The sequence below is a fragment of the Candidatus Caccoplasma merdavium genome, assembly GCA_018715595.1.
Taxonomy (GTDB): domain Bacteria; phylum Bacteroidota; class Bacteroidia; order Bacteroidales; family UBA11471; genus Caccoplasma; species Caccoplasma merdavium.
In genome coordinates this window covers 34678-57500 of record DVLI01000010.1, presented here as the reverse complement: position 1 = coordinate 57500, position 22823 = coordinate 34678, and the positions used below count along the sequence as shown (strand labels likewise).

Genomic DNA, 22823 nt, shown 5'->3' with positions numbered 1-22823 from the left:
AAGAAACTCCCATGAACAAGATTTTTGCCATACTGCTGTGCCTCGCATTTTTCCTTCCCGTAACAGCCTCGGCCGGCAAACGGAAAAAAGACAAAAAACAAAATAAAATCGAAATCCCGGCCGATACCCTTGTCGCAGCAACCCGTCATGACACCACTCTCGCAGCGGTCGACACCCTGAAACAAAGCCCCGCCAAACAACCATCGGTAACCACGCCTCACAAACTGACCGCCAAAGACACCATCACCGACAACGACATCGTCCTTCCCGAAGGTCTGAGTAGCGGTGTCGACACCCTCATCAGTGCCGAAGTCGACAACCTGCAACCCCCAGTCAACCGGCACGGCGGCAACATCGACTACCCCGACGAAGTCTACATCGAACGGCTCAGCGCCCTCCCCGCCGTCATCGAACTGCCCTACAACAGCGTGGTCAAAGGCTACATCTCGCTCTACACCGAGAAACGCCGGGAACTGGTCGAGAAACTACTCGCCCTGAACCGTTATTACGAACCCATTTTCGAGCGTGAACTCGACAAGATGGGACTTCCGCTCGAATTGAAATACCTGCCCGTCATCGAGTCGGCACTGCGACCCAACGCCGTCTCGCCGGTCGGAGCCACCGGTCTGTGGCAATTCATGATAGGCACCGCCCGCATGATGGGGCTCGAAGTCAACAGTGTCGTCGACGAACGTCGTGACCCGCTCAAATCGACCCAACAGGCCCTCCGTTACCTGCTGCAACTGCACGACAACTTCGGCGACTGGACCCTCGCCATCGCCGCCTACAACTGCGGCCCGGGCAACGTAAACAAAGCCATTCGCCGTTCGGGCGGGAAACGCGACTATTGGGACATCTACCCCTATCTGCCCCGCGAAACCCGCGGATATGTCCCCGCCTTCATCGCGGCCAACTACATCATGAACTACTACGACAAGCACAACATACAGCCGGGAGAGATAGAACTACCGGCCGAGACCGACACCGTGTGGGTATCGAAACGGTTGCACTTCAAACAGATAGCCGATGTCATCGGCATCGAGGTGAGCGAACTGCGGCAACTCAACCCCCAATACCGCCGCGATGTCGTCCCGGCAACCGACAAGCACCCCTACACCCTCATCTTGCCCCAAGAGACGGCCTATGCCTATGTCGAGAACGAAGATTCCATCAGCAAACACCAGTCCGAACTCTATGCCCGCCGCATCACCGCCGAACTGGCCAAAGCATCGGCGTCGCCCGTGCAAGGGTACCACCGGGTGCGTTCGGGTGAGAACCTCTCGGTCATCGCCCACCGGTACCGCACCAGCGTAGCCAACCTGAAAAAATGGAACAACCTGAAAAGCAACAACATCTACCCCGGCATGCGACTGGCCGTGCGTGCCGCCTACGCCAAGAACCGTTCCACGGCATCAACCACTACGACCAAAACCACCCGCAAAGCCGAGACATGGACTCAAAACGGCGTGCGCTATTACAAAGTAAGAGAAGGTGACAGCCTGTGGGAAATCTCCCGGCAATTCGGCACCACGGTACAGGCCCTGAAAAACAGCAACAACCTGAGTTCAAACAAACTGAAACCGGGTCAAACCCTCCGAATTCCCTAAACCTCCCCGCTCCGAGAAAAAGAGAGGTGAAGAGCAATTATCGCCATCAAATCCCGATTTCGATATATTTTTATTATTTTTGTCGCATTCAATCATAAAAAAAACAATTATTTCACCATGAAACGCATCATTTTATATCTGTTTGGCGTTTGCTTGATTGCCGCATTCATGGCTTTGTCAAACAAACAAAAACCGGTCATCTACATGATTGGAGACTCAACCATGTCGAACAAATCGCTTGTCGGAGGAAACCCCGAGCGGGGCTGGGGACATGTGCTCCCGGGATTCTTCTCGCCCGAAATAAAAATCGACAACCATGCCGTGAACGGCCGCAGTTCACTCAGCTTCATGAGCCGGTGGGGCGCCGTATATGACCAGTTGAAAAAAGGCGATTACGTCTTCATACAATTCGGGCACAACGACCAGAAGAAAAAGCCCGACCGCTACTCCGACCCCGATACCGCCTACAAGAACAACCTGCGTTTCTACATCAACCAAACCCGAGAAAAAGGCGCCATACCGGTACTCTTCACCTCGATAATCCGCCGCAAGTTTGGTGACGACGGGAAACTCGTCGACACCCACGGGCGTTACATCACGGCCTGCAAAGAGGTCGCCGCCGAAATGAAAGTCGTGTGCATCGACCTCAACAACAGCACCGAAACCCTCGTCAACAACCTCGGCGACGACGCCTCCAAGGAGCTTTTCATGTGGGTGGCTCCCGGCACCTGCCCCGCCATTCCTGACGGACGGAAAGACGACACCCACCTCAAAGTGAAAGGCGCCCGCATCGTAGCCGGCATGGCCGTCGACTCCATCGAGAAGAAAATACCCAAACTCGCCCCCTATATCCGCCGTTACGACTACGTCGTGGCCCAAGACGGCAGCGGCGACTTCTTCACACTGCAACGCGCCATCGACGCCGCCCCCACATTCAGCAAACGGCCGATAACCATCTATGTGCGCAACGGCGTGTATAAAGAGAAAATCACCGTGCCCGGCAACCGCACCAACATTCACATCATCGGCGAAGATGTCGACAAAGTGGTCTTCACCTATGACGATTACGCCTCCAAGAAAAACGAATTCGGCGACAACATCGGCACCTCAGGCTCGGCCTCGTTCTATGTCTACGGCGACGGATTCAAGGCCGAGAACGTCACCTTCGAGAACAGCGCCGGCCCCGTGGGACAAGCCGTCGCCCTCTTTGTGGCCAGCGACAAATCGGTCTTCAAGAACTGCAAGATGAAAGGATTCCAGGACACCCTCTACACCTACGGTGAAGGCACCCGTCAATACTACGAGAACTGCTACATCGAAGGCACCACAGACTTCATCTTTGGCAAAGGCACGGCCTGGTTCGAAGAGTGCACGATACACAGCAAACAAAACTCCTACATCACAGCCGCCGCCACACCCGAACACATCGCCTACGGCTATGTGTTCCATGACTGCCGTCTCACTGCCGACGAAGGCGTAGACCGCGTCTACCTGGGCCGTCCGTGGCGACCCTACGCCGCCGTGCTCTTCACCCATTGCGACATGGGCAGCCACATTCGTCCCGAAGGGTGGCACAACTGGGGCAAAGCCTCCAACGAAGAGACCGCCCGCTACTGCGAATACAAAAACAAAGGAGCAGGAGCCGACACCGAAGGCCGCGTAACCTGGTCGCACCAACTGAGTCGCAAAGAAGCCTCCCGTTACGCCATCGAAGACGTATTGGGCGGGAATGACGGCTGGAATCCCCAAAAGGAAGCCAAATAATCAGTATCGCTCATTCCCCATGGCATGAAACGACATACCTTACTCTCTCCATACGCGCCCATTATCATCGCTGCCATGGCGATGATAATGGGTTTTGCGTCATCGGCCCGAGCCGAGAACAGGGCCATCGACACCGACCTGCCGATGGCCGTGCGCATGAGCCGCTCTGAGATGCTGCGCCACCCCGACTACAAGACCATCGACGGCAACACCAGCCTCAAATGGAACTACACCCACGGACTGCTGTGCCAAGCCATCTTCGCCGCCTATGACTACTACCACGGCGACACGCTCGATTGCAGCGACCTCTACACCTATGCCAAGGGATACTACGAGGCAACCATCAACAGCCAGGGCACCATCTACAACTACAAAGAGCGCAACTACTCGCTCGACCATGTAAACCCCGGCAAGAACCTGTTCCGCCTCTACGAAGAGACCGGCGACGCCCGTTATCTCACCGCCATGAAGACCCTGCGCAAGCAGTTGAAAAACCAACCCCGCACTTCGGACGACGGTTTCTGGCATAAACAGAACTACCCCTACCAAATGTGGCTCGACGGCCTCTACATGGGGACACCCTACTATGCCCGATATGCCCGGGACTTCGAAGACGACCCGGCAGCTTCCTATGCCGACGTCATCAAACAGTTCAACCTCGTGGCACAACACACCCTCGACGACCATAGCGGCCTCTACCGCCACGGCTGGGACGAGAAACGGGCGCAAATATGGGCCGACAAGACCACCGGGCAGTCGCAGCATGTGTGGGGACGCGCCCTCGGCTGGTACACCATGGCACTGGTCGACGTGCTCGAAATACTCCCCGACGACACCCCCGACCGGGAATCTCTGCTTACAATCCTGCAAGGCATCTTCGACAGACTGCCGGCTTATCAGGACCCTGAAACGGGAGCCTGGTACCAAGTCGTCGATTACCCCGACAGTACCGACAACTATCAGGAAATCTCCTGCACCGCCATGTTTGCCTACTCCATTGCCAAGGGCGTGCGGTTGGGATACCTCGACGACACGCTTCTGCCCGTTGCCGAGAGAGCCTATCAGGGCATCTGCGAGCACTACCTCTCCTTCGACGCCGAGGGGAAAACCCTGCTGCACCAAATCTGCTCCGTCGCAGGACTGAGCAGCGACCGCGACGGCTCCTATGACTACTATGTGAACCAGACCAAGACAATCGACAACGACCCCAAAGGAGTCGGGCCCTTTATCCTCCTCTGCATCGAGATGGACCGCATCGAAAACGAGGAGCAGCCCTCCGCCGTGAACAACACTCCCGCACAGACGCTCTCGGCCCGGCTGTTACCGGGCAGAGGCGAAGCCGAGGTGCATTACCTCCTTCCCCGACAGAGCGACGTAGAGATGACACTCATCGACCCGGCCGGGAGGAGACACGACAATATCGTCTTGAAAAACCAGCCGGCCGGCGCACATAGCCAAAAGCTGGCAACACACGCTTTACCCGCAGGTCTCTACCTCTTGCAAATAAAAGCCGACCACGAAATCATCACCATAAAATACACAAAACCCTAAGAGCTTATGAAAAAGACCTTTAAAATCGTACTTTTCACAGCCTTGGCCATCGGCTGCTGCGGCAGCATCGACGCCAAGAAAAAACAGAAATTCGAAGTAGACCCCGACCTGCCCATGTCGATACGCATGACGCAATCGGAGATAATCCGCAACCCCGAAGGGTGGATGCTCGATTTCAGCAAAGGGCTGAAATGGAACTACTGCCACGGCCTCGAATGCCAATCGTTCCTCGACGTCCATGACCACTACATCGACAACAAGAAATACGCCAAAATCGTAGCGCCTTTCTACACCTATGTCAAAGAATTTGCCGACACCATCATCAACGAGAAAGGCATCATCTACGGGTACAAGAAAAGCAACTACAACCTCGACCACGTCAATCCCGGCAAGATACTCTTCCGACTCTATGAACGCGAGCAAGACCCCCGCTACAAAATCGCCATGGACACCCTGCGCTCGCAACTGGCATCACAACCCCGCACCTCCGAAGGCGGATTCTGGCACAAACGCGTCTATCCGTTCCAGATGTGGCTCGACGGCATCTACATGGGAGAACCCTACTATGCACAATACACCGCCACGTTCGATGCCGATAACGAAGCTGCCTATGCCGACATCGTCAACCAGTTCCTCCTTGTCGCCAAACGCACCTACGACAAGGAGACCGGCCTCTACCGTCACGCCTGGGACGAAATCAAGGCACTGCCCTGGTCGGACAAGAGCGGCCGCTCGGCTCATGTATGGGGACGCGCCCTCGGCTGGTACATGATGGCCATCGTCGATGCCCTCGACTATCTGCCCCAAGACCAACCGGGTCGCGACAAAATAATCACCATCTTGCAAGGCATCGTGAAAAATCTGGCCAAATACCAAGACCCGCAAACCGGAGCCTGGTGCCAGGTCATCGACCAAACCGGCCGTGAAGGCAACTACCTCGAAATGTCGTGCACACCCATGTATGCCTATGCCATTGCCAAAGGCGTGCGCAAAGGCTACCTCGACCCTTCGACCCTCGAAATGGCCAAGAAAGCCTATCAAGGTATTCTCGACAACTTCATCAAAGTCGATGAAAAAGGTCTCGTCTCGCTCACCCGCGTATGCGGTGTAGCCGGCTTGGGCGGCAAACCCTACCGCGACGGTTCGTTCGAATACTACATCAACGAAGTGATTCGCGACAACGACCCCAAAGGTGTCGCCCCGTTTATCATGCTCTGCATCGAAATGAACGACTAAAACCGGATAATGAATAAAAACTGACGATAAAAAAACCCATTATCAGATAGAAGCTGTTTCAAATTTTCATGAAATAGCTTCTATTTTTTTATTGTTTTAAAAATAAATTCATACCTTTGCGGCATATTCTATAACTAGAATAAATTTTTTACTGATTATGAAAAGAGAAGAAATTGGCATGAATGCCGGTTTGGTGTGGAATGCACTGAACGAAAAAGGTCCCATGACCGTAAAAGATTTGAAAAAAGCGACCAAACTGAAAGATAAACAAATTTTTGCAGCTTTGGGTTGGCTGTCTCGCGAAGACAAAATTTCTACCTCCGAAGTCGAGAACGACTTGGAAGTATCGCTCATCAGATAAGAATTTATCTGGCATACAACAAAAAATCGGTGATGCGAGGAAATGCGCGTCACCGATTTTTTTTCCATAAAAACCAAAAAGTCCCCCTGTTTTGCATCAAAGAGACACCTCTCAAAGAAAAAAAAAGCGTATCTTAGACCCCAAATTATAAAAATTCGCATCATGAAAAACCGAATGAAATTTTTCCTCTTCTTTTTCCTTGCCTGCACCTTCATCTCGGCAGCCCAAGGCCCCAAGCAACGCCTCATCGTGGCCCAAGACGGCAGCGGCGACTACACCTCCATACAAGAAGCCATATACGCCATACGCGACTACACCCCCATACCCATCACCGTCTTTATCAAGAACGGCACCTATAACGAGAAAGTCATCATTCCCACCTGGAAATGCGACATCACCCTCACCGGAGAAAGCGCCGACAGCACCATCATCACCTTTGGCGACTACGCCGGCAAAGAAATTGTCTACTTCGGAGACAGCATCACCAAAATGGGAACCTTCCGCACCCACACGATGCTGGTGGCCGGCCATCGCATCACCCTCGAAAATCTCACCATCGAAAACAACGCCGGGCGTGTGGGACAGGCCGTAGCCCTGCACACCGAAGGCGACCAAATCATCGTACGCAACTGCCGCCTCAAAGGCAACCAGGACACGCTCTTCACCGGTGACGAGAAGAGCCACGTCTACTTTGAGAACTGCTACATCGACGGCACGACCGACTTCATCTTCGGCCCGGCCATCTGCTGGTTTGAGAACTGCCAGATACACAGCAAGCAGAACTCTTACATCACAGCCGCCTCCACGGCCGCCGAGAGTCCCTTCGGCTATGTCTTCCACAACTGCACCCTCACCGCCGAGAACGACGTAAACAAAGTCTACCTCGGACGTCCGTGGCGAGCCTACGCCGCCGTTGTCTTCATGGAGTGCGACCTCGGCAAGCATATCCGTTACGAAGGCTGGGAAAACTGGCGTAACCCCGAGAACGAAAAGACCGCCCGCTATGCCGAATACCACAACAGCGGCGAAGGTGCCGGCATCGAGAAAAGAGTAGACTGGTGCCGCCAACTCTCCAAGAAAGAAGCCCGCAAATACACCCGCGAGAACGTCCTCGGCGGCGACTGGTGGCAAAACCGATAAAACAAATCTCTCATATAAACACATCTAAACAAACTCCCATGAAAAAAAACAGCCTCATTGCAGCCCTCCTGCTCCTGGCCGGCGAGCTCGCGGCCCAAAACATCTCGGAAGTATGGGTTCCCGACCTCGGTAACGGAAAATACAAAAACCCGATTATCAACGCAGACTACTCCGACCCCGACGTTTGCCGGGTCGGCGACGACTACTACATGACCTCATCGAGCTTCAACTGCATACCGGCCCTGCAAATCCTGCACTCCAAAGACCTCGTCAACTGGACCCTCATCGGTTATGCCGCCGAACGGCTCACCCCCGAAGAAGACTTCTCCAAGCCCCAGCACGGCAACGGCGTGTGGGCTCCCAGCATACGCTACCACAACGGAGAATTCTATGTATGCTATGGCGACCCTGACCGGGGCATCTACATGATTAAGACCAAAGACCCGGCCGGACGCTGGGACGACCCCATACTCATTCACCCCGCAGTAGGGCTCATCGACCCCTGCCCCTTCTGGGACGAAGACGGCCGCGCCTACATTGCCCATGGCTATGCCGGTAGCCGCGCCGGTGTGAAGAGTATCATCGGCATGATAGAGATGACTCCCGACGGCACCGCCACCATCGGGTCCGACCGCGTCATCTATGACGGACACATCGGCAACGAGACCATCGAAGGGGCCAAAATGTATAAACGCGACGGCTACTACTACATCTTCTCGCCCGCCGGCGGCGTAGCCACGGGTTGGCAGGTGGTGCTCCGTTCCAAAAACGTGTGGGGACCTTATGAAACCCGCACCGTCATGGCACAAGGCAACACCGACGTCAACGGCCCGCACCAAGGTGGTTGGGTCGACACCCCCGACGGCAAGGAACACTGGTTCCTGCACTTCCAAGACAAAGGCGCTTACGGTCGCGTCGTGCATCTGCAACCCATGGTATGGCTCGAAAACGGCTGGCCCGTCATCGGTGTCGACAAAGACGGCGACGGCTGCGGCGAACCGGTCAGCACCTATAAAAAACCCAACGTAGGCAAGACCTACCCGAAAGCCACCCCCGCCGAAAGCGACGAGTTCGACAGTGTGGACCTCGGCCTGCAATGGCAATGGCACGGCAACCCCAATGCCTTGTGGTACTTCTGCGATGCCGCCGCCTCACAACTACGCCTCTTCTCGCACTACACCCCCGACATGAAGAGCCTCTATGACGTTCCCAACCTGCTGTTGCAAAAACTCCCCACCGAAAACTTCACGGCCACCACGAAAGTAAAATTCGTGCCCCGCAAGAACAAAGGGAAAACGGTTGAAGGCGAACGCGCCGGACTCGTGGTCATGGGCCTCGACTACGCCGTGCTGGCTCTCGACAGCCGGGCCGACGGCCTCTACCTCGTGCAAGCCGACTGCAAGAAAGCCGACAAAGGGGGCATCGAAAAAGAGAATGCCGCCATCAAACTCGACAGCGATGAGCTCTACCTGCGCGTGAAGTTCGAACAGGCCGGAGCCAAAAAACCGACCCAAAAAGGAGACTACAAGTGCGTATGCACTTTCTATTACAGCCTCGACGGCAAGAAATATGAGCCTGTCGGCAAAGCCTTCACCGCCCAGGTAGGCAAATGGATTGGCGCCAAGGTCGGCCTCTTCTGCACCCGTCCGTGGAAGAGCAACGACAGCGGCTGGCTCGAAACAGACTGGTTCCGCATCACCCGCAAGTAATCTCACATACACGGAAAATCGGAGACAGGCGTTTCCGATTTTCTCTTCTTCCTACCTCCAAAACCCTTACACTATGACTAAACTCGGAACTGCCCTTTCAGAAATCGGAACCAAAGTCGTCCTATGCGGTTCGGGCGAACTCGGCAAAGAGGTCGCCATCGAACTACAACGCTATGGTGTGGAAGTCGTTGCCCTCGACAAATACCCCAACGCCCCCGCCATGCAAGTGGCTCACCGCTCCTATGTGCTGTCGATGCTCGACGGAGCCAAGCTGCGCGAAATCATCGAAAAAGAGAAACCCGACCACATCATACCCGAGGTCGAGGCCATCGCCACCCCCACCCTCGTAGAACTCGAAAAAGAGGGCTACAACGTCACCCCCACGGCCAAAGCGACCTTCCTCACCATGAACCGCGAAGGCATACGCCGCCTCGCCGCCGAAGAACTGGGGCTGAAAACCTCGCCCTACCGCTTCGCCTCGACCCGGGAAGAATTTGAGGCCGCCGTGGCCGAAATAGGCATGCCCTGCGTCGTAAAACCCATCATGAGCTCGTCGGGCCACGGCCAAAGCGTCATACGCACCCAAGCCGACATCGACCACGCCTGGCACTACGCCCAAGAAGGCGGACGCGCCGGAGCCGGACGCGTCATCGTCGAAGGCTTTGTCAATTTCGACTACGAGATAACCCTCCTCACCGTGCGCCACATCGGTGGCACCACCTTCCTCAAACCCATCGGACACCACCAGGTCGACGGCGACTACCGCGAATCGTGGCAACCGCAAGCCATGAGCGAGAAAGCCCTGAAAGCCGCCGAAGAGATTGCCGGTAAAATCACGGCCGCACTGGGTGGCTGGGGCATCTTCGGTGTGGAGATGTTTATCTGCGGCGACGAAGTGATATTCAGCGAAGTATCGCCCCGTCCGCACGATACGGGCATGGTAACGATGATTTCGCAAGACCTGTCGGAGTTTGCCCTCCACGCCCGCGCCGTGCTGGGACTCCCCGTCCCGGGAATCCGCTTCCACGCCCCGTCGGCCTCCAAGGCCATCGTCGTCGAAGGCGATACCGACAAGGTCGAGTTCGACAACCTCGAAGAGGTATTGAGCGAACCCGACGTGCAAATACGCATATTCGGCAAGGCCGAAGTCAAGGGGCACCGCCGCCTGGGTGTGATTCTGGCGTCTGCCGACACGGTCGAAGAGGCATTGGCCAAAGCCGAACGCGCCTATGCCAAACTCAAAATACGCACGCTTCCCCGCTAATTCACCCCTCCGATAAAACGAAGCGGCCAGCCCTGCAAAAGGCTGGCCGCTTTTTTCTTTTGGCACTCCCTCCCGTCAGAGGGATGACCCTCAAAACAAAACTACGACTTGTGGGTCTCGACAATCTGCGTCGGAGGCAATGATTCGTTGCGACGATCCACGGCCTCGACCACAGCCCGGGCCAACTCGGCAAAAGCCTGCCCGGTAACCGTATTCTCGTCGAGAGCCACGGGCCGGCCGTCGTCTCCCCCCTCGCAGATGCTCTGCACGATGGGAATCTGGCCAAGCAGGGGAATATTCATCTCCTCGGCCAAATGCTTTGCCCCTTCCTTTCCGAAGAGGTAATAGCGGTTCTCGGGCAGTTCGGCCGGTGTAAACCACGACATATTCTCGACCAACCCCAGCACCGGCACGTTCACCTTCTCGTTGGTAAACATGTCGATACCCTTGCGGGCATCGGCCAGCGCCACTTGTTGGGGAGTGGAGACCACAATCGCCCCGGTGATGGCCAAGGTCTGTATGAGGGTGAGATGAATGTCGCTCGTTCCCGGGGGCAGGTCGAGCACAAAATAGTCGAGGTCGCCCCACGCGGCATCGGCGATGAGTTGTTTCAGCGCGTTGCTGGCCATTCCGCCCCGCCACACGACGGCACTCTCGGGATTTACAAAGAAGCCTATCGAGAGGAGCTTTACGCCGTATTTCTCCACAGGGAGGATAAGATCGCGTCCGTCGATATTCTCGGCATAGGGACGGGCGTCTTCGACATCGAACATCTTGGGCATCGACGGGCCGAAAATATCGGCATCGAGCAAGCCCACCTTGTAACCTTGGCGAGCCAAGGCGACAGCCAGATTGGCCGAGACGGTCGATTTTCCCACACCGCCTTTTCCCGAAGAGACCGCGATGATGTTCTTGACCTGCGGCAGGAGCTTCCCGGGCGCAGGCGCCTGCGCCTGACGGCTCTTGACCCGTATGTTACCTTTGATGTCGACCTCCTCGCCCACATAAGTGAGAATGGCGGTCTCGGCCGCTTTCACCACCGACTTCTGGAAAGGGTCGTTGGCTCGCTCGAAAATGAGCGAGAAAGAGACCTTGTTGCCCTCGATGCGAATGTCGTCTTCGACCATGCCGGCCGCAACGAGGTCTTTCCCGTTACCGGGATAACGCACCGTAGCCAGTGCGTCGAGAATCAGTTTTGGATATATTGCCATATTAGATAAGAATGAAAGTTCTCTGTTGCCTTATTTTCCCGAAGCGGCGGCGCTGCGCTTGCTGCGGTTGAAACTGCGATAGGAGTCATACTCTATCTCCACATCGGGCTCGACATAGGCGTCACGGGGCTCGCACACGAATTGTATGTATTTGATGGTCATGCCGCGGTCGAGCCATTGCTGTTCATAAAACGTGCGTATGGAGAGAATGTCGTCGTCGATGCCCGAGTGGTAGAGGTCATCGGTCTGCACCCGCACGGGATAGCGGTTGGCCTTCACCATCTCGCAAGTGTAGGTATAAAGGAACGGACTGTCGCATTTGAGATGTATCAGCCCGTCGGGACGCAACACCCGGCGATACAACTCCATGAAACGGGTCGAGGTGAGGCGTTTGCGCACCTTCTTCATCTGAGGGTCGGGGAAGGTAATCCATATCTCCGACACCTCTCCGGGTGCGAAGAAATGGTCGATGAGTTCTATCGACGTGCGCAAAAAGGCCACATTGGAGAGTCCTTCCTGCAAGGAGGCTTTTGCGCCGGTCCACATGCGGGCGCCCTTGATGTCGACGCCGATAAAGTTCTTGTGCGGATACTTGCGTGCCAGTCCCACGGCATACTCGCCTTTGCCGCAGCCCAGTTCGAGGACAATGGGGTGGTCGTTCTTGAAAAAATCCGCATTCCAACGGCCTTGCATCGCAAAACCTTTCTCCCGCAAAACGGCAAAGGGGTATTGAAAGACATGCGGATAGCCGCTCATGTCGTCGAATTTCTGTAATTTGTTTTTTCCCATAGGTTGTGATTGTCTTACATGCGACTGTCGAAACGTATGATGTGTTCCACCACGAAGAGGTCGCGTATGTCGCTCTTGCGCACCTCTATATCGTCATATTCCTTGTTGGCGCTGCGCAGAATCACCATCGAGGGGTCCTGGTGCTTGCGCACATACTTCACCATGCGGTAGTCGTCGAGGAGCACGACATATATCTGTCCCCAGAAAATGAGGTCGAGGTTGCGCACCTCCCTGATGGCCACCATGTCGCCGCAACAAATGACCGGCTGCATACTGTCTCCGCTCACCCGCACGATGCTGCTGTCGGGGCTGATAAAGGGAACGTCTATCGCCCCGATAAGGCGGTCGTTGGAGAACATCATGCTGCGCCCCATGTTGCCGGCGGTCACATCGACATCATAGACTTTCGCTCCCTGACGCACGTCGCTGTGTATGGCCGAGGCCGGCAACGACACGGCCTTGCTGTGCTGAGGCGGCATCATGTAGAAGACGTTGCCCCGACCGGTGAGCAGCCACTCCTTCGATACCCCCAGGCCCACGACAATCTTGTTGATGAGCGACTCGTTGATGGGCAACTTGCCATTGACATGCTTCGAGAAATTGGAACGATCGGTTTTGATGCGGTCGGCAAACTCATTCTGAGTGATTTGCAGCATTTTTATCAGCTCCCTGACCCGACCTATGAGTTCATCGTTCGTCATAATGTGGGAATTTTTTTATTGGACTTCCGATTTGATAAATATCACACGATTGTGTGGTTATATTACCATATTTTTGTTGCAGCAAAGGTAAGGAAAGAGTTTCAAATATCCTATTATTTTAGGTATATTTTTTATTTCTAAGCCTTTTTGAGTAATTTCATTTTCATGGTTTTATACCAATCATATTTCAACAAAATGGTATCCGTCGGGGAAGGACGACCTTTATTTTAGGATTGTTTTATCGGAGGAATGGGAACCTTCGGATTTTGGACTTCGTCGTCCTTCCCCCCACCGGACAGGAAGAAAGGAGCAAGATATGACCGCATTAGACACCCGCCATCTGGCACTATTGTGTGCCGGGCAGTTCATTGCCCACTTCGACTACGACGACCTGGTCGACAACCGCTACCGCAGCGAGTACGAAACCTCGGTCGACAGCATTCCGCTGCGGCTGCATTGCCGGGCGCAATTCGACAAGAAAGGCGAAGGGATTACCGATTTCGACTTCGACGTCGAAAGTTGCGACCGCCGCACCCCGATACGCATCATCGGCTCGATGCGCGATGCCCGCGTCAAGGCCCGGCAGTGGATCAACGCCTACCTCGAAAATTACCGCACCTACTCTCCTCGCAAAGTCGAGGCATAAAAAAGAGAGTTGCCCGACGGGGTGTCGGGCAACTCTTGCGCTATCATTTACAAGGAGTGTAAATCTTATTTGTTTACGGTAGCCATGTGAGCGATGAGGTCGAGTACTTTGTTGGAGTAACCGATTTCATTGTCATACCAAGAAACTACTTTTACGAAGGTATCGGTAAGAGCGATACCGGCTTTGGCGTCGAAGATAGAAGTGCGGGTGTCGCCGAGGAAGTCCGACGAAACGACAGCATCTTCGGTATAGCCCAGCACACCTTTGAGTTCGCCTTCCGAAGCCTCTTTCATAGCGGCGCAGATTTCGGCATAGGTAGCGGGTTTGGCCAAGTTTACGGTGAGGTCAACAACCGAAACATCGAGGGTCGGAACACGCATCGACATACCGGTGAGTTTACCGTTGAGTTCGGGGATAACTTTACCTACGGCTTTGGCAGCACCGGTCGACGAGGGAATGATGTTGCCCGAAGCGGCACGGCCACCACGCCAGTCTTTCATCGAAGGACCGTCAACGGTTTTCTGGGTAGCGGTGGTAGAGTGAACGGTGGTCATCAAACCATCGGTGATACCCCATTTGTCGTTCAATACTTTGGCGATGGGAGCCAAGCAGTTGGTGGTGCAGGAAGCGTTCGAAACGAATTTCTGACCGGCATAGGTCTTTTCGTTTACACCGCATACGAACATGGGGGTGTCGTCTTTCGAAGGAGCCGACATAACGACATATTTGGCACCGGCATCGATGTGACCCTGAGCTTTTTCTTTGGTCAGGAAGAGACCGGTCGACTCTACAACATATTCAGCACCTACGGCGTCCCATTTCAGGTCGGCGGGATTCTTTTCAGCCGTCACGCGGATTTTCTGACCGTTAACAATCAGTTGGCTGTTTTCTACGTCGGCCTCGATGGTACCGTCGAATTGTCCGTGCATCGTATCATATTTGAGCATATATGCCAAATAGTCTACGGGACACAAGTCATTGATGGCAACGATTTGAATGTCGTTTCTCTTTTGAGCAGCACGGAAAACAAAACGTCCGATGCGGCCGAAACCATTAATACCTACTTTAATCATTGTTCTAAATTTTAAAAGGTTATATAATAACGTTTCTTCTTCACAATGTGTTCAGAAAAATGATGTCTCATTTTTTCCGACGCAAAGGTAGCTATTTTATCTTTACCCGCGCATCTTTTTTGATAAAAAAACATCTTTTCCCGCCCCTATCCTCTTGAAAATTTTCATTTTATGGGCTATTTTGACAGGTAAACCTTACAAAATGGATTTTTCCTCCCGGACGCATCTCCGGGTACCGGCCGTCCCGGCTCCCGCTCCACAAGCGGCCGACATTTCCCGATTGCCGTTTTTTATCGAATTTTAATTAGGGAAAATTTTCCATAAAAGAAAATCTCCATACCTTTGTCCTACAAACTGAGTCTTGCTTACAGTAAAAAAGATTGTATAACCCTTTAATTTTCAAATTATGGCAAAAATCACAGTCGTAGGCGCCGGTAATGTGGGTGCCACCTGTGCCAATGTTTTGGCATTCAATGAAGTGGCCGATGAAGTTGTTCTGCTCGACATCAAAGAAGGCGTAGCCGAAGGCAAAGCCCTCGACATGATGCAGACGGCAACCCTTCTCGGATTCGACACCAAAATCAGCGGCGTAACCAACGATTATACCAAGACGGCCGGTTCGGACGTTGTTGTCATCACCTCGGGTATTCCCCGCAAACCGGGCATGACGCGCGAAGAGCTCATCGGCGTAAACGCCGGTATCGTCAAAGCCGTGACCGACAGCATTCTCGCTCACTCGCCCAATGCCATCATCGTGTGCGTCAGCAACCCCATGGACACGATGACCTATCTGATACAGAAAACCTCGGGGCTGCCCAAAAACCGTGTCATCGGCATGGGAGGCGCCCTCGACAGCTCCCGCTTCAAATGCTACCTGAGCAAAGCCCTCAACGCCAACGCCAACGAAATCGAAGGCATCGTCATCGGCGGCCATGGCGACACCACCATGATACCCTTGGTGCGCTTCGCCTCCTACAAAGGCATGCCCGTCGCCCAACTGCTCGAAAAAGAGACGCTCGACAAAGTCGTAGCCGACACCATGGTGGGCGGCGCCACCCTCACCAAACTGCTCGGCACCTCGGCCTGGTATGCCCCCGGCGCTGCCGCCGCCTATGTGGCCGAAGCCGTGATACGCGACCAGAAGAAAGTGGTTCCGTGCAGCGTCTACCTCGAAGGCGAATACGGAGAGAACGACATCTGCATCGGCGTGCCCGTCGTACTGGGCCGCACCGGTTGGGAAAAAGTCGTCGACTTCCAACTCAACGACGAAGAGAAAGCCCTCTTCAAAGCCAGCGCGGAGGCCGTGCGCAAAACCAACAGCGCCCTCAACCTCTAATACAGACCCCGCCCTCTATAACGGCTGCCCCGCTGGGGGCAGCCGTTTTTTATTGTTCCACCCAAAATTTTATCGAAAAATAGGCGGCACATGAGAAGAAATGCAAAATAATTTCCTATTTTTGAGAACGAATCATTTAAACACAGAATACCATGATTGAGAAAATCAATTTCAACGGCGTCCCGGCCGTGCAATTCACCGCCGGAGGATACGAAGCCATCATGGTGCCCTCGGTCGGTGCCAATGTCGTAAAACTCAAACACCTTGCCACCGGCATCGAAATACTGCGCACCCCCGAAGCCGATGAGATGGACAACTTCAAGGAACGCCCCCAAATCTACGGCTTGCCCCTGCTCTTCCCGCCCAACCGCATCGCCGACGGCACCTATACCTTCGAAGGCCGCAAATACCAATACCCCATCACCATTCCGGCCCAGAACAACTACCACCACGGCATCATCAAAGGAGAGCCGTTCGATGTGTCGCGCACCGTCGACGGCGACGGGTTTGCCGAGGTCGAAGCCGTCTATTACAGCAACGCCTTCAACAACGCCATCTTCCGTGACTTTCCCCACGAATTCTGCTGTCGCATGATATTCCGCCTCGACGCCGACGGTCTGCACCAGACCACCGTCTTCGAGAACCTCAGCGACAAAGACATGCCCGTGGGCATGGGATTCCACACCCCCATACGCGTACCCTTCACCGCCGACGGCAAAGCCAGTGACTACCGCCTGCGCCTCTCCGTGGGCAAACGCATGGAGATGAACGAGCGCACGCTCCCCACCGAAAAACTGCTCGACTTCACCCCCGCCGAAGCCCCCCTGCGCACCGAAGGTATCGCCCCCTGCGGCGAAGCCATGGAGTGGGCCTTGGTAAACGAGACGCTCACCGTTGACGGCCACCCCTACAACGGCGCCATCATGACCGACACCGCCAGCGGCTGGTCGGCCTGCTACGAAGTCGATGAGAACTTCAAATACTGGACATTCTGGAACAACGGAGGCAACGTGCCCTACGCCTGCCCCGAACCGCAAAGCTGGGCCACAAACGCTCCCAACCTCTCCGACCCCGAAGCCTACGGATTCCGTTACATCGCTCCCGGCGGCGAGTTCCGTGCGTCGACCCACCTCTTCGTCAGCAACAAGATGTAATCCTGTCGATTCATAAACAAGAAAAACGGTCTTTGCCACAATGGCAAAGACCGTTTTTTCTTTCTATTCGTTCTTTATGACGCTCACGGGCATGCGCTCCCACAAGCCGGCAGGAATAAGGCGCCAGAAGAAGACCAAAATCGCAAAACGCCAGTCGATAATCACGCGACGGCGACGGCGCTCGATGGCACGGAACACCTTACGGGCCACAGGCAGCAAGGGCATGAGCATCGGGTAGTGATGCTCCTTGTTGAGCAGGTCGGTAGCCACGAAACCGGGACGTATGTCGGTAAAGGTAATTTTCAACTTCCGCATACGCGCCAACTGGGACAAGGCATCGAGATAGGTGTTCTGCAACCGCTTCGAGGCCGAATAGGCCGTGGCCGAGCCAAGCCCTTTCGTGCCTGCAATGGAAGAGACAACGGCAATCTGCCCACCGCCCCGCTGGGCGAAATAGTTGTATGCGGCCGTCACCATGCGGGTAAAGCCCATGACATTGGTTTCCATCGTGCGTAACTCCACGGCCGGGTCGAGTGTGGGATTCTGCGCGCCGATACCCGAGACATGGCAATAAATATCCATGCCGCCCATATTCTCGACCAACTGCAACATATCCGCAGCCGACGACTCCCGAGTGACATCGATACAACCTGCCACCACCTGCGAGGGCGCCGACTGGCGAAGTTTTTCGAGCGGCTCGGCTCGCCGGCCGGCAATACCTACCCGCCACCCTTTGGCAATACACAACTTGGCAAGCTCCAAGCCTATACCCGAAGTTGCCCCCATGATGAGAATGCGTTTCACGGTATCCATGACAAACAGTTTTTAAGGTTCCTCGTTTTGCAAATTTATTCTTTTTTCTTTAATAGGCAACTATTGGGGCATTTATTCTCAACTCCGGAGCATAAAAGAGAGAGGCTCGACACAAAGTCGAGCCTCTCTCTTCCTTGTGGCAGGGAAACCCATCAGTCGATGATGTCGAATCCTGTATAGGAAACCAGCACTTTGGGTATGCGAATGCCCTCGGGAGTCTGGTTGTTTTCGAGCAAAGCGGCCACGATACGCGGCAGAGCCAGCGCGCTGCCGTTGAGGGTATGTGCCAAACGTATTTTTTTGTCGGCACCACGGAAACGGCATTTGAGGCGATTGGCCTGATAGCTCTCGAAGTTGGAGACGGAGCTCACTTCGAGCCAACGTTTCTGGGCGGCCGAGAATACCTCGAAGTCGAAGGTGATGGCCGATGTGAAACTCATGTCACCGCCGCAAAGACGGAGGATATGCCACGGCAATTCGAGCCGTTCCACCAGCGTCTGCACATAATCGATCATCTCTTTGAGGGACTCATAGGAGTGGTCGGGGTGCTGTATTTGCACGATTTCGACCTTGTCGAACTGGTGCAGGCGGTTGAGCCCCCGCACATCTTTGCCATAAGAGCCGGCCTCCCGACGGAAGCATGCCGAATAAGCGGTGTTGCGAATAGGAAGTTGCGACTCGTCGAGTATCACGTCGCGATAGAGGTTGGTGACGGGGACTTCGGCGGTAGGTATGAGATAGAGGTCGTCTTCGTTGCAATGGTACATCTGGCCCTCCTTGTCGGGGAGTTGTCCGGTGCCATAACCCGAAGCGGCATTGACCACATAGGGGGGTTGCACTTCGAGATAACCGGCTTCGCGGGCGCTGTCGAGGAAGAAGCTGATGAGGGCTCGTTGCAGGCGGGCACCTTTACCTTTATAAACGGGGAATCCGGCTCCGGTGATTTTCACGCCCAGTTCAAAGTCGATGAGGTCGTATTTGCGGGCCAATTCCCAGTGGGGCAGAGCATCGGCAGGCAGATTGGGCATGACTCCGCCCGAACGCTCCACGATGTTGTCTTCGGCCGTGCGTCCCTCGGGCACCATATCACAGGGCGTATTGGGGACAGAGAGGAGTATGTCGGTAATATTCGCTTCGGCCGATGTCATGGTCTCTTCGAGTTTCTTGTTCGACTCCTTCATTTCGGCCACTTTGGCTTTCACGGCTTCGGCTTCGGCGGCGTTTCCCTCTTTCATGAGTTTACCGACTTGCGCCGAAAGGGTTTTCAATTCGGAGAGGCTCTTGTCCAACTCCATTTGTGAGGAGCGACGCACTTTATCCAGTTCCAAAACTTTGGCAATGGCCTCACGGGCGTCGAAATGTTTTTTTGCCAGCTTCCGAATGATTTCTTCGGGATTCTCTTTGATTGCGGCAAGTGTAAGCATAATCTATCTTTTTAGTAAAAACAACATTTTTCTTTTGTGCATCAGGCCAACAAAGCCTTTACCTTCTCCGAGATGGCTTTTCCGTCGGCTTTCCCGGCCAGTTTCTTCGAGGCGACACCCATCACCTTTCCCATCTCCTTGGCCGATGTGGCACCCACCTCGGCGATGATTTCTTTGAGAGCGGCTTCGAGCTCGGCATCGGTCATGGGCTGAGGCAGGTATGACTCGATAACGGCGGCTTCGGCCAACTCGGGCCCGGCCAGGTCGGGACGGTTTTGCTCGGCATAGATTTGGGCACTTTCACGGCGTTGCTTGGCCATCTTGGCGAGGATTTTCAGAGCCACGTCGTCGTGCAACTCGCCATCGGCGCCTTTGGCGGTCTTGGCTTCGATAAATTCTTTCTTGATGCCGCGCAGGGCTTCGAGGCGTTGTTTGTCACGAGCCAGCATGGCGGTCTTGATATCATTACTGATTTGGTCAAATAAACTCATATCTTTTCGTTTTTTTGTTCTTATTCGATTTTGTCAAAGAGTATCACCCCATTGCCATTGTAATTGTCCTCGCGGGCAGGGGTCTCTTCCCGCGACACTTGCAGCAACTGCTTGGCAAAATTGCCCGGTCGGTCATAGGTGGGGGTGCGGTCGAGTTTTTCGAGCACGGCATTGTCGTCCATTTGGGACAGGGAGAGAATGACATACTCTTTTTCTCCGGGATAGGCGCCCTCGATGTCCATCACGCCGTCGCCAAAATCCGAAGCCAATATCGTTACCTTCACCTTGGCTTCGAGCGAATCGTCGATGGTGATGCCCGAGATGGTCTTCACGCCGTCGAAGCGGGCCATAAACTCGTTGAGTTCCTTGAACTCCTCCATGACGACCTGGTCGTCGGACGATGAACTGAGGTAGAGGTTGATGAGTATGCGTTTGGCCCGATAGAGGTTGTCGGCCGCCAACAGGGGCGAGTGCAGGGCATCTTCGATGGCCTTGGTGATACGGTGTTCGCCCTCGCCGAACCCGCTGCTCATCACCGCCACGCCTCCGTCTTCGAGGGTACGGCGCACGTCGGCAAAGTCGAGATTGATATACCCTTTTACGGTAATCAGCTCGGCAATACTCTTGGCGGCTATGGTAAGGGTCTCGTCGGCTTTCTTGAAACCGTTGAGCCAGGTAAGGTCGGGATATACCTTGCGCAGGTTTTCGTTGTTGATGACCAGCAGGGCATCGACATTTTTACGCAGGTTCTCGACCCCGGCAAGCGCCTGCCTTATCTTAAACTCCGCTTCCCAGGCAAAGGGGATAGAGACAATGCCTACGGTGAGAATGCCCAAACTACGGGCCACGCCGGCAATGACGGGCGAAGCCCCCGTCCCGGTACCGCCGCCCATACCGGCGGTGATAAACACCATGTCGGTATCGTCGCTGAGCAACTCCTTGATTTGCTCCACGCTCTGCTCGGCCAATTCCTGGGCTACCTTGGGGTCGCCTCCGGCACCACGGCCGGGACCGAGAAGGAGGGTGCGGGGTATCTTGGTGCCGCGCATGGCCTGCTTATCGGTATTGCAAAGGACAAAAGAGACATCTTTGATGCCTGTTCTGAACATGTTCTCGACGGCGTTTCCACCGCCACCGCCGACCCCTATCACCTTGATGATGGCCGGCAATTCCGAACGTTCAGCCACTTCGAACTGCGGTTTATCATTATATTCGTCCATGGGTACAGATAGTTATCGGTTAATTTTCCTTGTCCATTTCTTCGCTGACCTTGTCCCAAAATTTCTTCCACAAGGGTGCTTTTGTCTCAGTAGATTCATCGGGACGATTTTGCGGCTCCTTCACCGGTTCCTCTTCGGGGAAAAGCGGTTTGGACTCGACGACAGGGGCCGCAGGCTCGGCCTTCTTCTCGACCACGGGCGGCTCGGCGCACACTTCGCGGCCCATCTGCAACAAACCGATGACCTGCACCGAAGCGATGCCGTTGATGCCTTGCGGCAAAGATATATTGAACAACGTGCCATTATAGACGCCAAGCGACGTTTCCTTGGCCAGGAGTTGTTTTTGGCCTTTCATCAGGGAAGCGCCTCCGATGAGCGTTATGCCGGCCGACAAAGGACATTTTTTCGACAGATTGGCGATTTGAGCCTTGACGTTGGCGACAATCTCACCCATGCGGGAAGTAATCACCTCCTCGATTTCCTCGGCCGAGAAGTCGAAATAGTAATCTTTCATATCCCAATCGACCGGTTGCGAAGCGTCGCTTTGCGGCTGGTATGCTTTCTTGATGGTCTCGGCTTCGGACTCCTTCACATGCAGGGAGGTGATGTCGCGGGTAATATTGTTCCCGCCGAAAGGTATCGTCAACATCGCGACCAAAGAGCCCTCCTTATAAAGGGCCAGCGTGGTCGTCTCGGCGCCAAAATCGACGAGGGCGCAACCTTGGCGGCGTTCTTCGTCGGAGAGCACGGCCGAAGCCGACGCATGAATCGTGCAGATGTAACCGGCTATCGGCATCTGGGCTTGTTCAAAAGCCTTTTCGATATTGCGCTTGTGAATTTCGTTCCCCACTATCAAACGGTAAGAGGCGCGTATCTCCGAGCCGTATTCACCGCAGGGTTTTTCGGTCGAACGGCCATCGACCTTGAAATCGCCGGGTATGACATCGAAGACAACCAGTCCGTTTTCGAGGACACGGTTCCGGGCCTCCATTTCGAGCTCGCCCAACAAGGCGGCGTCGATGGGAGTCTCCATCGAAATCGTCCGCACCACAGGATAATCGAGCGAACGTATCGACTGCCCGCTCACTCCGACATAGGCTTTGGATATTTTGCTCGGGGAGAGACGGGTTTCGAGACGATGGAACAGCAGGGAAAGCTTGAAAGCAACGTCAGAGACGTTGATGATGCGTCCCCGCTTGATGGCATCTTTGCTCTCGGCCGTTTCCACGGCATCGACCACGAAACGGCCCGACTCATCTCGGTGGCCGGCCGCCGCCGAAATGTGCGAGGAGCCCAAATCGACCGCCACGATATATTTCTTCGTATCTTCCAT

Annotated in this window: 20 protein-coding genes; 11 read left to right on the top strand and 9 right to left on the bottom strand. The window is 54.7% G+C overall.

Features of this window, described 5'->3' with window-relative positions; all coding sequences use genetic code 11:
- The first annotated feature begins 11 nt into the window (after positions 1–11).
- The 8 genes from IAD09_02950 (at position 12) to purT (ending at position 10632) form a co-directional block, all read left to right on the top strand.
- Complete coding sequence (locus tag IAD09_02950; GenBank protein ID HIT81186.1) at positions 12–1607, top strand: LysM peptidoglycan-binding domain-containing protein; 1596 nt, start codon at positions 12–14, stop codon at positions 1605–1607.
- Positions 1608–1724: 117 nt separating this feature from the next.
- Complete coding sequence (locus IAD09_02945) at positions 1725–3371, top strand: pectin esterase (protein ID HIT81185.1); 1647 nt, start codon at positions 1725–1727, stop codon at positions 3369–3371.
- A 24-nt stretch (positions 3372–3395) separates the two neighbouring features.
- Positions 3396–4922, top strand: coding sequence for a glycoside hydrolase family 88 protein (locus IAD09_02940; GenBank protein ID HIT81184.1), 1527 nt, complete (start codon positions 3396–3398; stop codon positions 4920–4922).
- Positions 4923–4928: 6 nt separating this feature from the next.
- Positions 4929–6158, top strand: a complete 1230-nt coding sequence (locus IAD09_02935; protein ID HIT81183.1) for a glycoside hydrolase family 88 protein — start codon at positions 4929–4931, stop codon at positions 6156–6158.
- A 157-nt stretch (positions 6159–6315) separates the two neighbouring features.
- The gene (locus tag IAD09_02930; GenBank protein ID HIT81182.1) at positions 6316–6519 is read left to right on the top strand and encodes a winged helix-turn-helix domain-containing protein; all 204 of its coding nucleotides are present in this window, start codon (positions 6316–6318) and stop codon (positions 6517–6519) included.
- Positions 6520–6681: 162 nt separating this feature from the next.
- On the top strand, positions 6682–7659 hold the full coding sequence (locus IAD09_02925) for a pectin esterase (GenBank protein HIT81181.1): 978 nt from the start codon (positions 6682–6684) through the stop codon (positions 7657–7659).
- Positions 7660–7697: 38 nt separating this feature from the next.
- A complete protein-coding gene (locus IAD09_02920; protein ID HIT81180.1) occupies positions 7698–9368 on the top strand; it encodes a glycoside hydrolase 43 family protein in 1671 nt (556 codons plus the stop codon).
- Between the two features lie 73 nt (positions 9369–9441).
- A complete protein-coding gene (gene purT, locus IAD09_02915; GenBank protein HIT81179.1) occupies positions 9442–10632 on the top strand; it encodes a formate-dependent phosphoribosylglycinamide formyltransferase in 1191 nt (396 codons plus the stop codon).
- A 101-nt stretch (positions 10633–10733) separates the two neighbouring features.
- Here purT and IAD09_02910 read toward each other — a convergent pair whose 3' ends face one another.
- From IAD09_02910 to IAD09_02900, 3 genes are read right to left on the bottom strand one after another with little or no spacing between them, the layout of a single operon-like run.
- A complete protein-coding gene (locus IAD09_02910) occupies positions 10734–11843 on the bottom strand; it encodes an Mrp/NBP35 family ATP-binding protein (GenBank protein ID HIT81178.1) in 1110 nt (369 codons plus the stop codon).
- A 30-nt stretch (positions 11844–11873) separates the two neighbouring features.
- Entirely contained in the window at positions 11874–12632 is a 759-nt protein-coding gene (gene trmB, locus IAD09_02905; GenBank protein ID HIT81177.1) for a tRNA (guanosine(46)-N7)-methyltransferase TrmB, read from the bottom strand.
- Between the two features lie 14 nt (positions 12633–12646).
- Complete coding sequence (locus IAD09_02900; protein HIT81176.1) at positions 12647–13333, bottom strand: helix-turn-helix domain-containing protein; 687 nt, start codon at positions 13331–13333, stop codon at positions 12647–12649.
- 316 nt (positions 13334–13649) lie between these two features.
- Between IAD09_02900 and IAD09_02895 the strand changes: the two genes are divergently transcribed.
- The gene (locus IAD09_02895) at positions 13650–13979 is read left to right on the top strand and encodes a hypothetical protein (GenBank protein HIT81175.1); all 330 of its coding nucleotides are present in this window, start codon (positions 13650–13652) and stop codon (positions 13977–13979) included.
- 65 nt (positions 13980–14044) lie between these two features.
- On the opposite strand, the gene gap is transcribed toward IAD09_02895, so the two are convergent.
- Positions 14045–15052: a type I glyceraldehyde-3-phosphate dehydrogenase gene (gene gap / locus IAD09_02890; GenBank protein ID HIT81174.1), complete on the bottom strand. Its 1008-nt coding sequence runs from the start codon at positions 15050–15052 to the stop codon at positions 14045–14047.
- A 406-nt stretch (positions 15053–15458) separates the two neighbouring features.
- On the opposite strand from gap, the gene mdh reads away from it, so the two are divergent.
- Together mdh and IAD09_02880 are read left to right on the top strand one after the other, a co-directional pair.
- On the top strand, positions 15459–16388 hold the full coding sequence (gene mdh, locus IAD09_02885; GenBank protein HIT81173.1) for a malate dehydrogenase: 930 nt from the start codon (positions 15459–15461) through the stop codon (positions 16386–16388).
- 152 nt (positions 16389–16540) lie between these two features.
- Entirely contained in the window at positions 16541–17542 is a 1002-nt protein-coding gene (locus tag IAD09_02880; protein ID HIT81172.1) for an aldose 1-epimerase, read from the top strand.
- A gap of 63 nt (positions 17543–17605) precedes the next feature.
- On the opposite strand, the gene IAD09_02875 is transcribed toward IAD09_02880, so the two are convergent.
- The 5 genes from IAD09_02875 to ftsA form a co-directional block, all read right to left on the bottom strand.
- Positions 17606–18346, bottom strand: coding sequence for an SDR family NAD(P)-dependent oxidoreductase (locus IAD09_02875; GenBank protein ID HIT81171.1), 741 nt, complete (start codon positions 18344–18346; stop codon positions 17606–17608).
- A gap of 161 nt (positions 18347–18507) precedes the next feature.
- Positions 18508–19779, bottom strand: coding sequence for a serine--tRNA ligase (serS, locus tag IAD09_02870; protein ID HIT81170.1), 1272 nt, complete (start codon positions 19777–19779; stop codon positions 18508–18510).
- A gap of 41 nt (positions 19780–19820) precedes the next feature.
- Complete coding sequence (locus tag IAD09_02865) at positions 19821–20270, bottom strand: GatB/YqeY domain-containing protein (GenBank protein ID HIT81169.1); 450 nt, start codon at positions 20268–20270, stop codon at positions 19821–19823.
- A 20-nt stretch (positions 20271–20290) separates the two neighbouring features.
- Positions 20291–21490, bottom strand: coding sequence for a cell division protein FtsZ (gene ftsZ, locus IAD09_02860; protein ID HIT81168.1), 1200 nt, complete (start codon positions 21488–21490; stop codon positions 20291–20293).
- A 19-nt stretch (positions 21491–21509) separates the two neighbouring features.
- On the bottom strand, positions 21510–22823 hold the full coding sequence (ftsA, locus tag IAD09_02855; protein ID HIT81167.1) for a cell division protein FtsA: 1314 nt from the start codon (positions 22821–22823) through the stop codon (positions 21510–21512).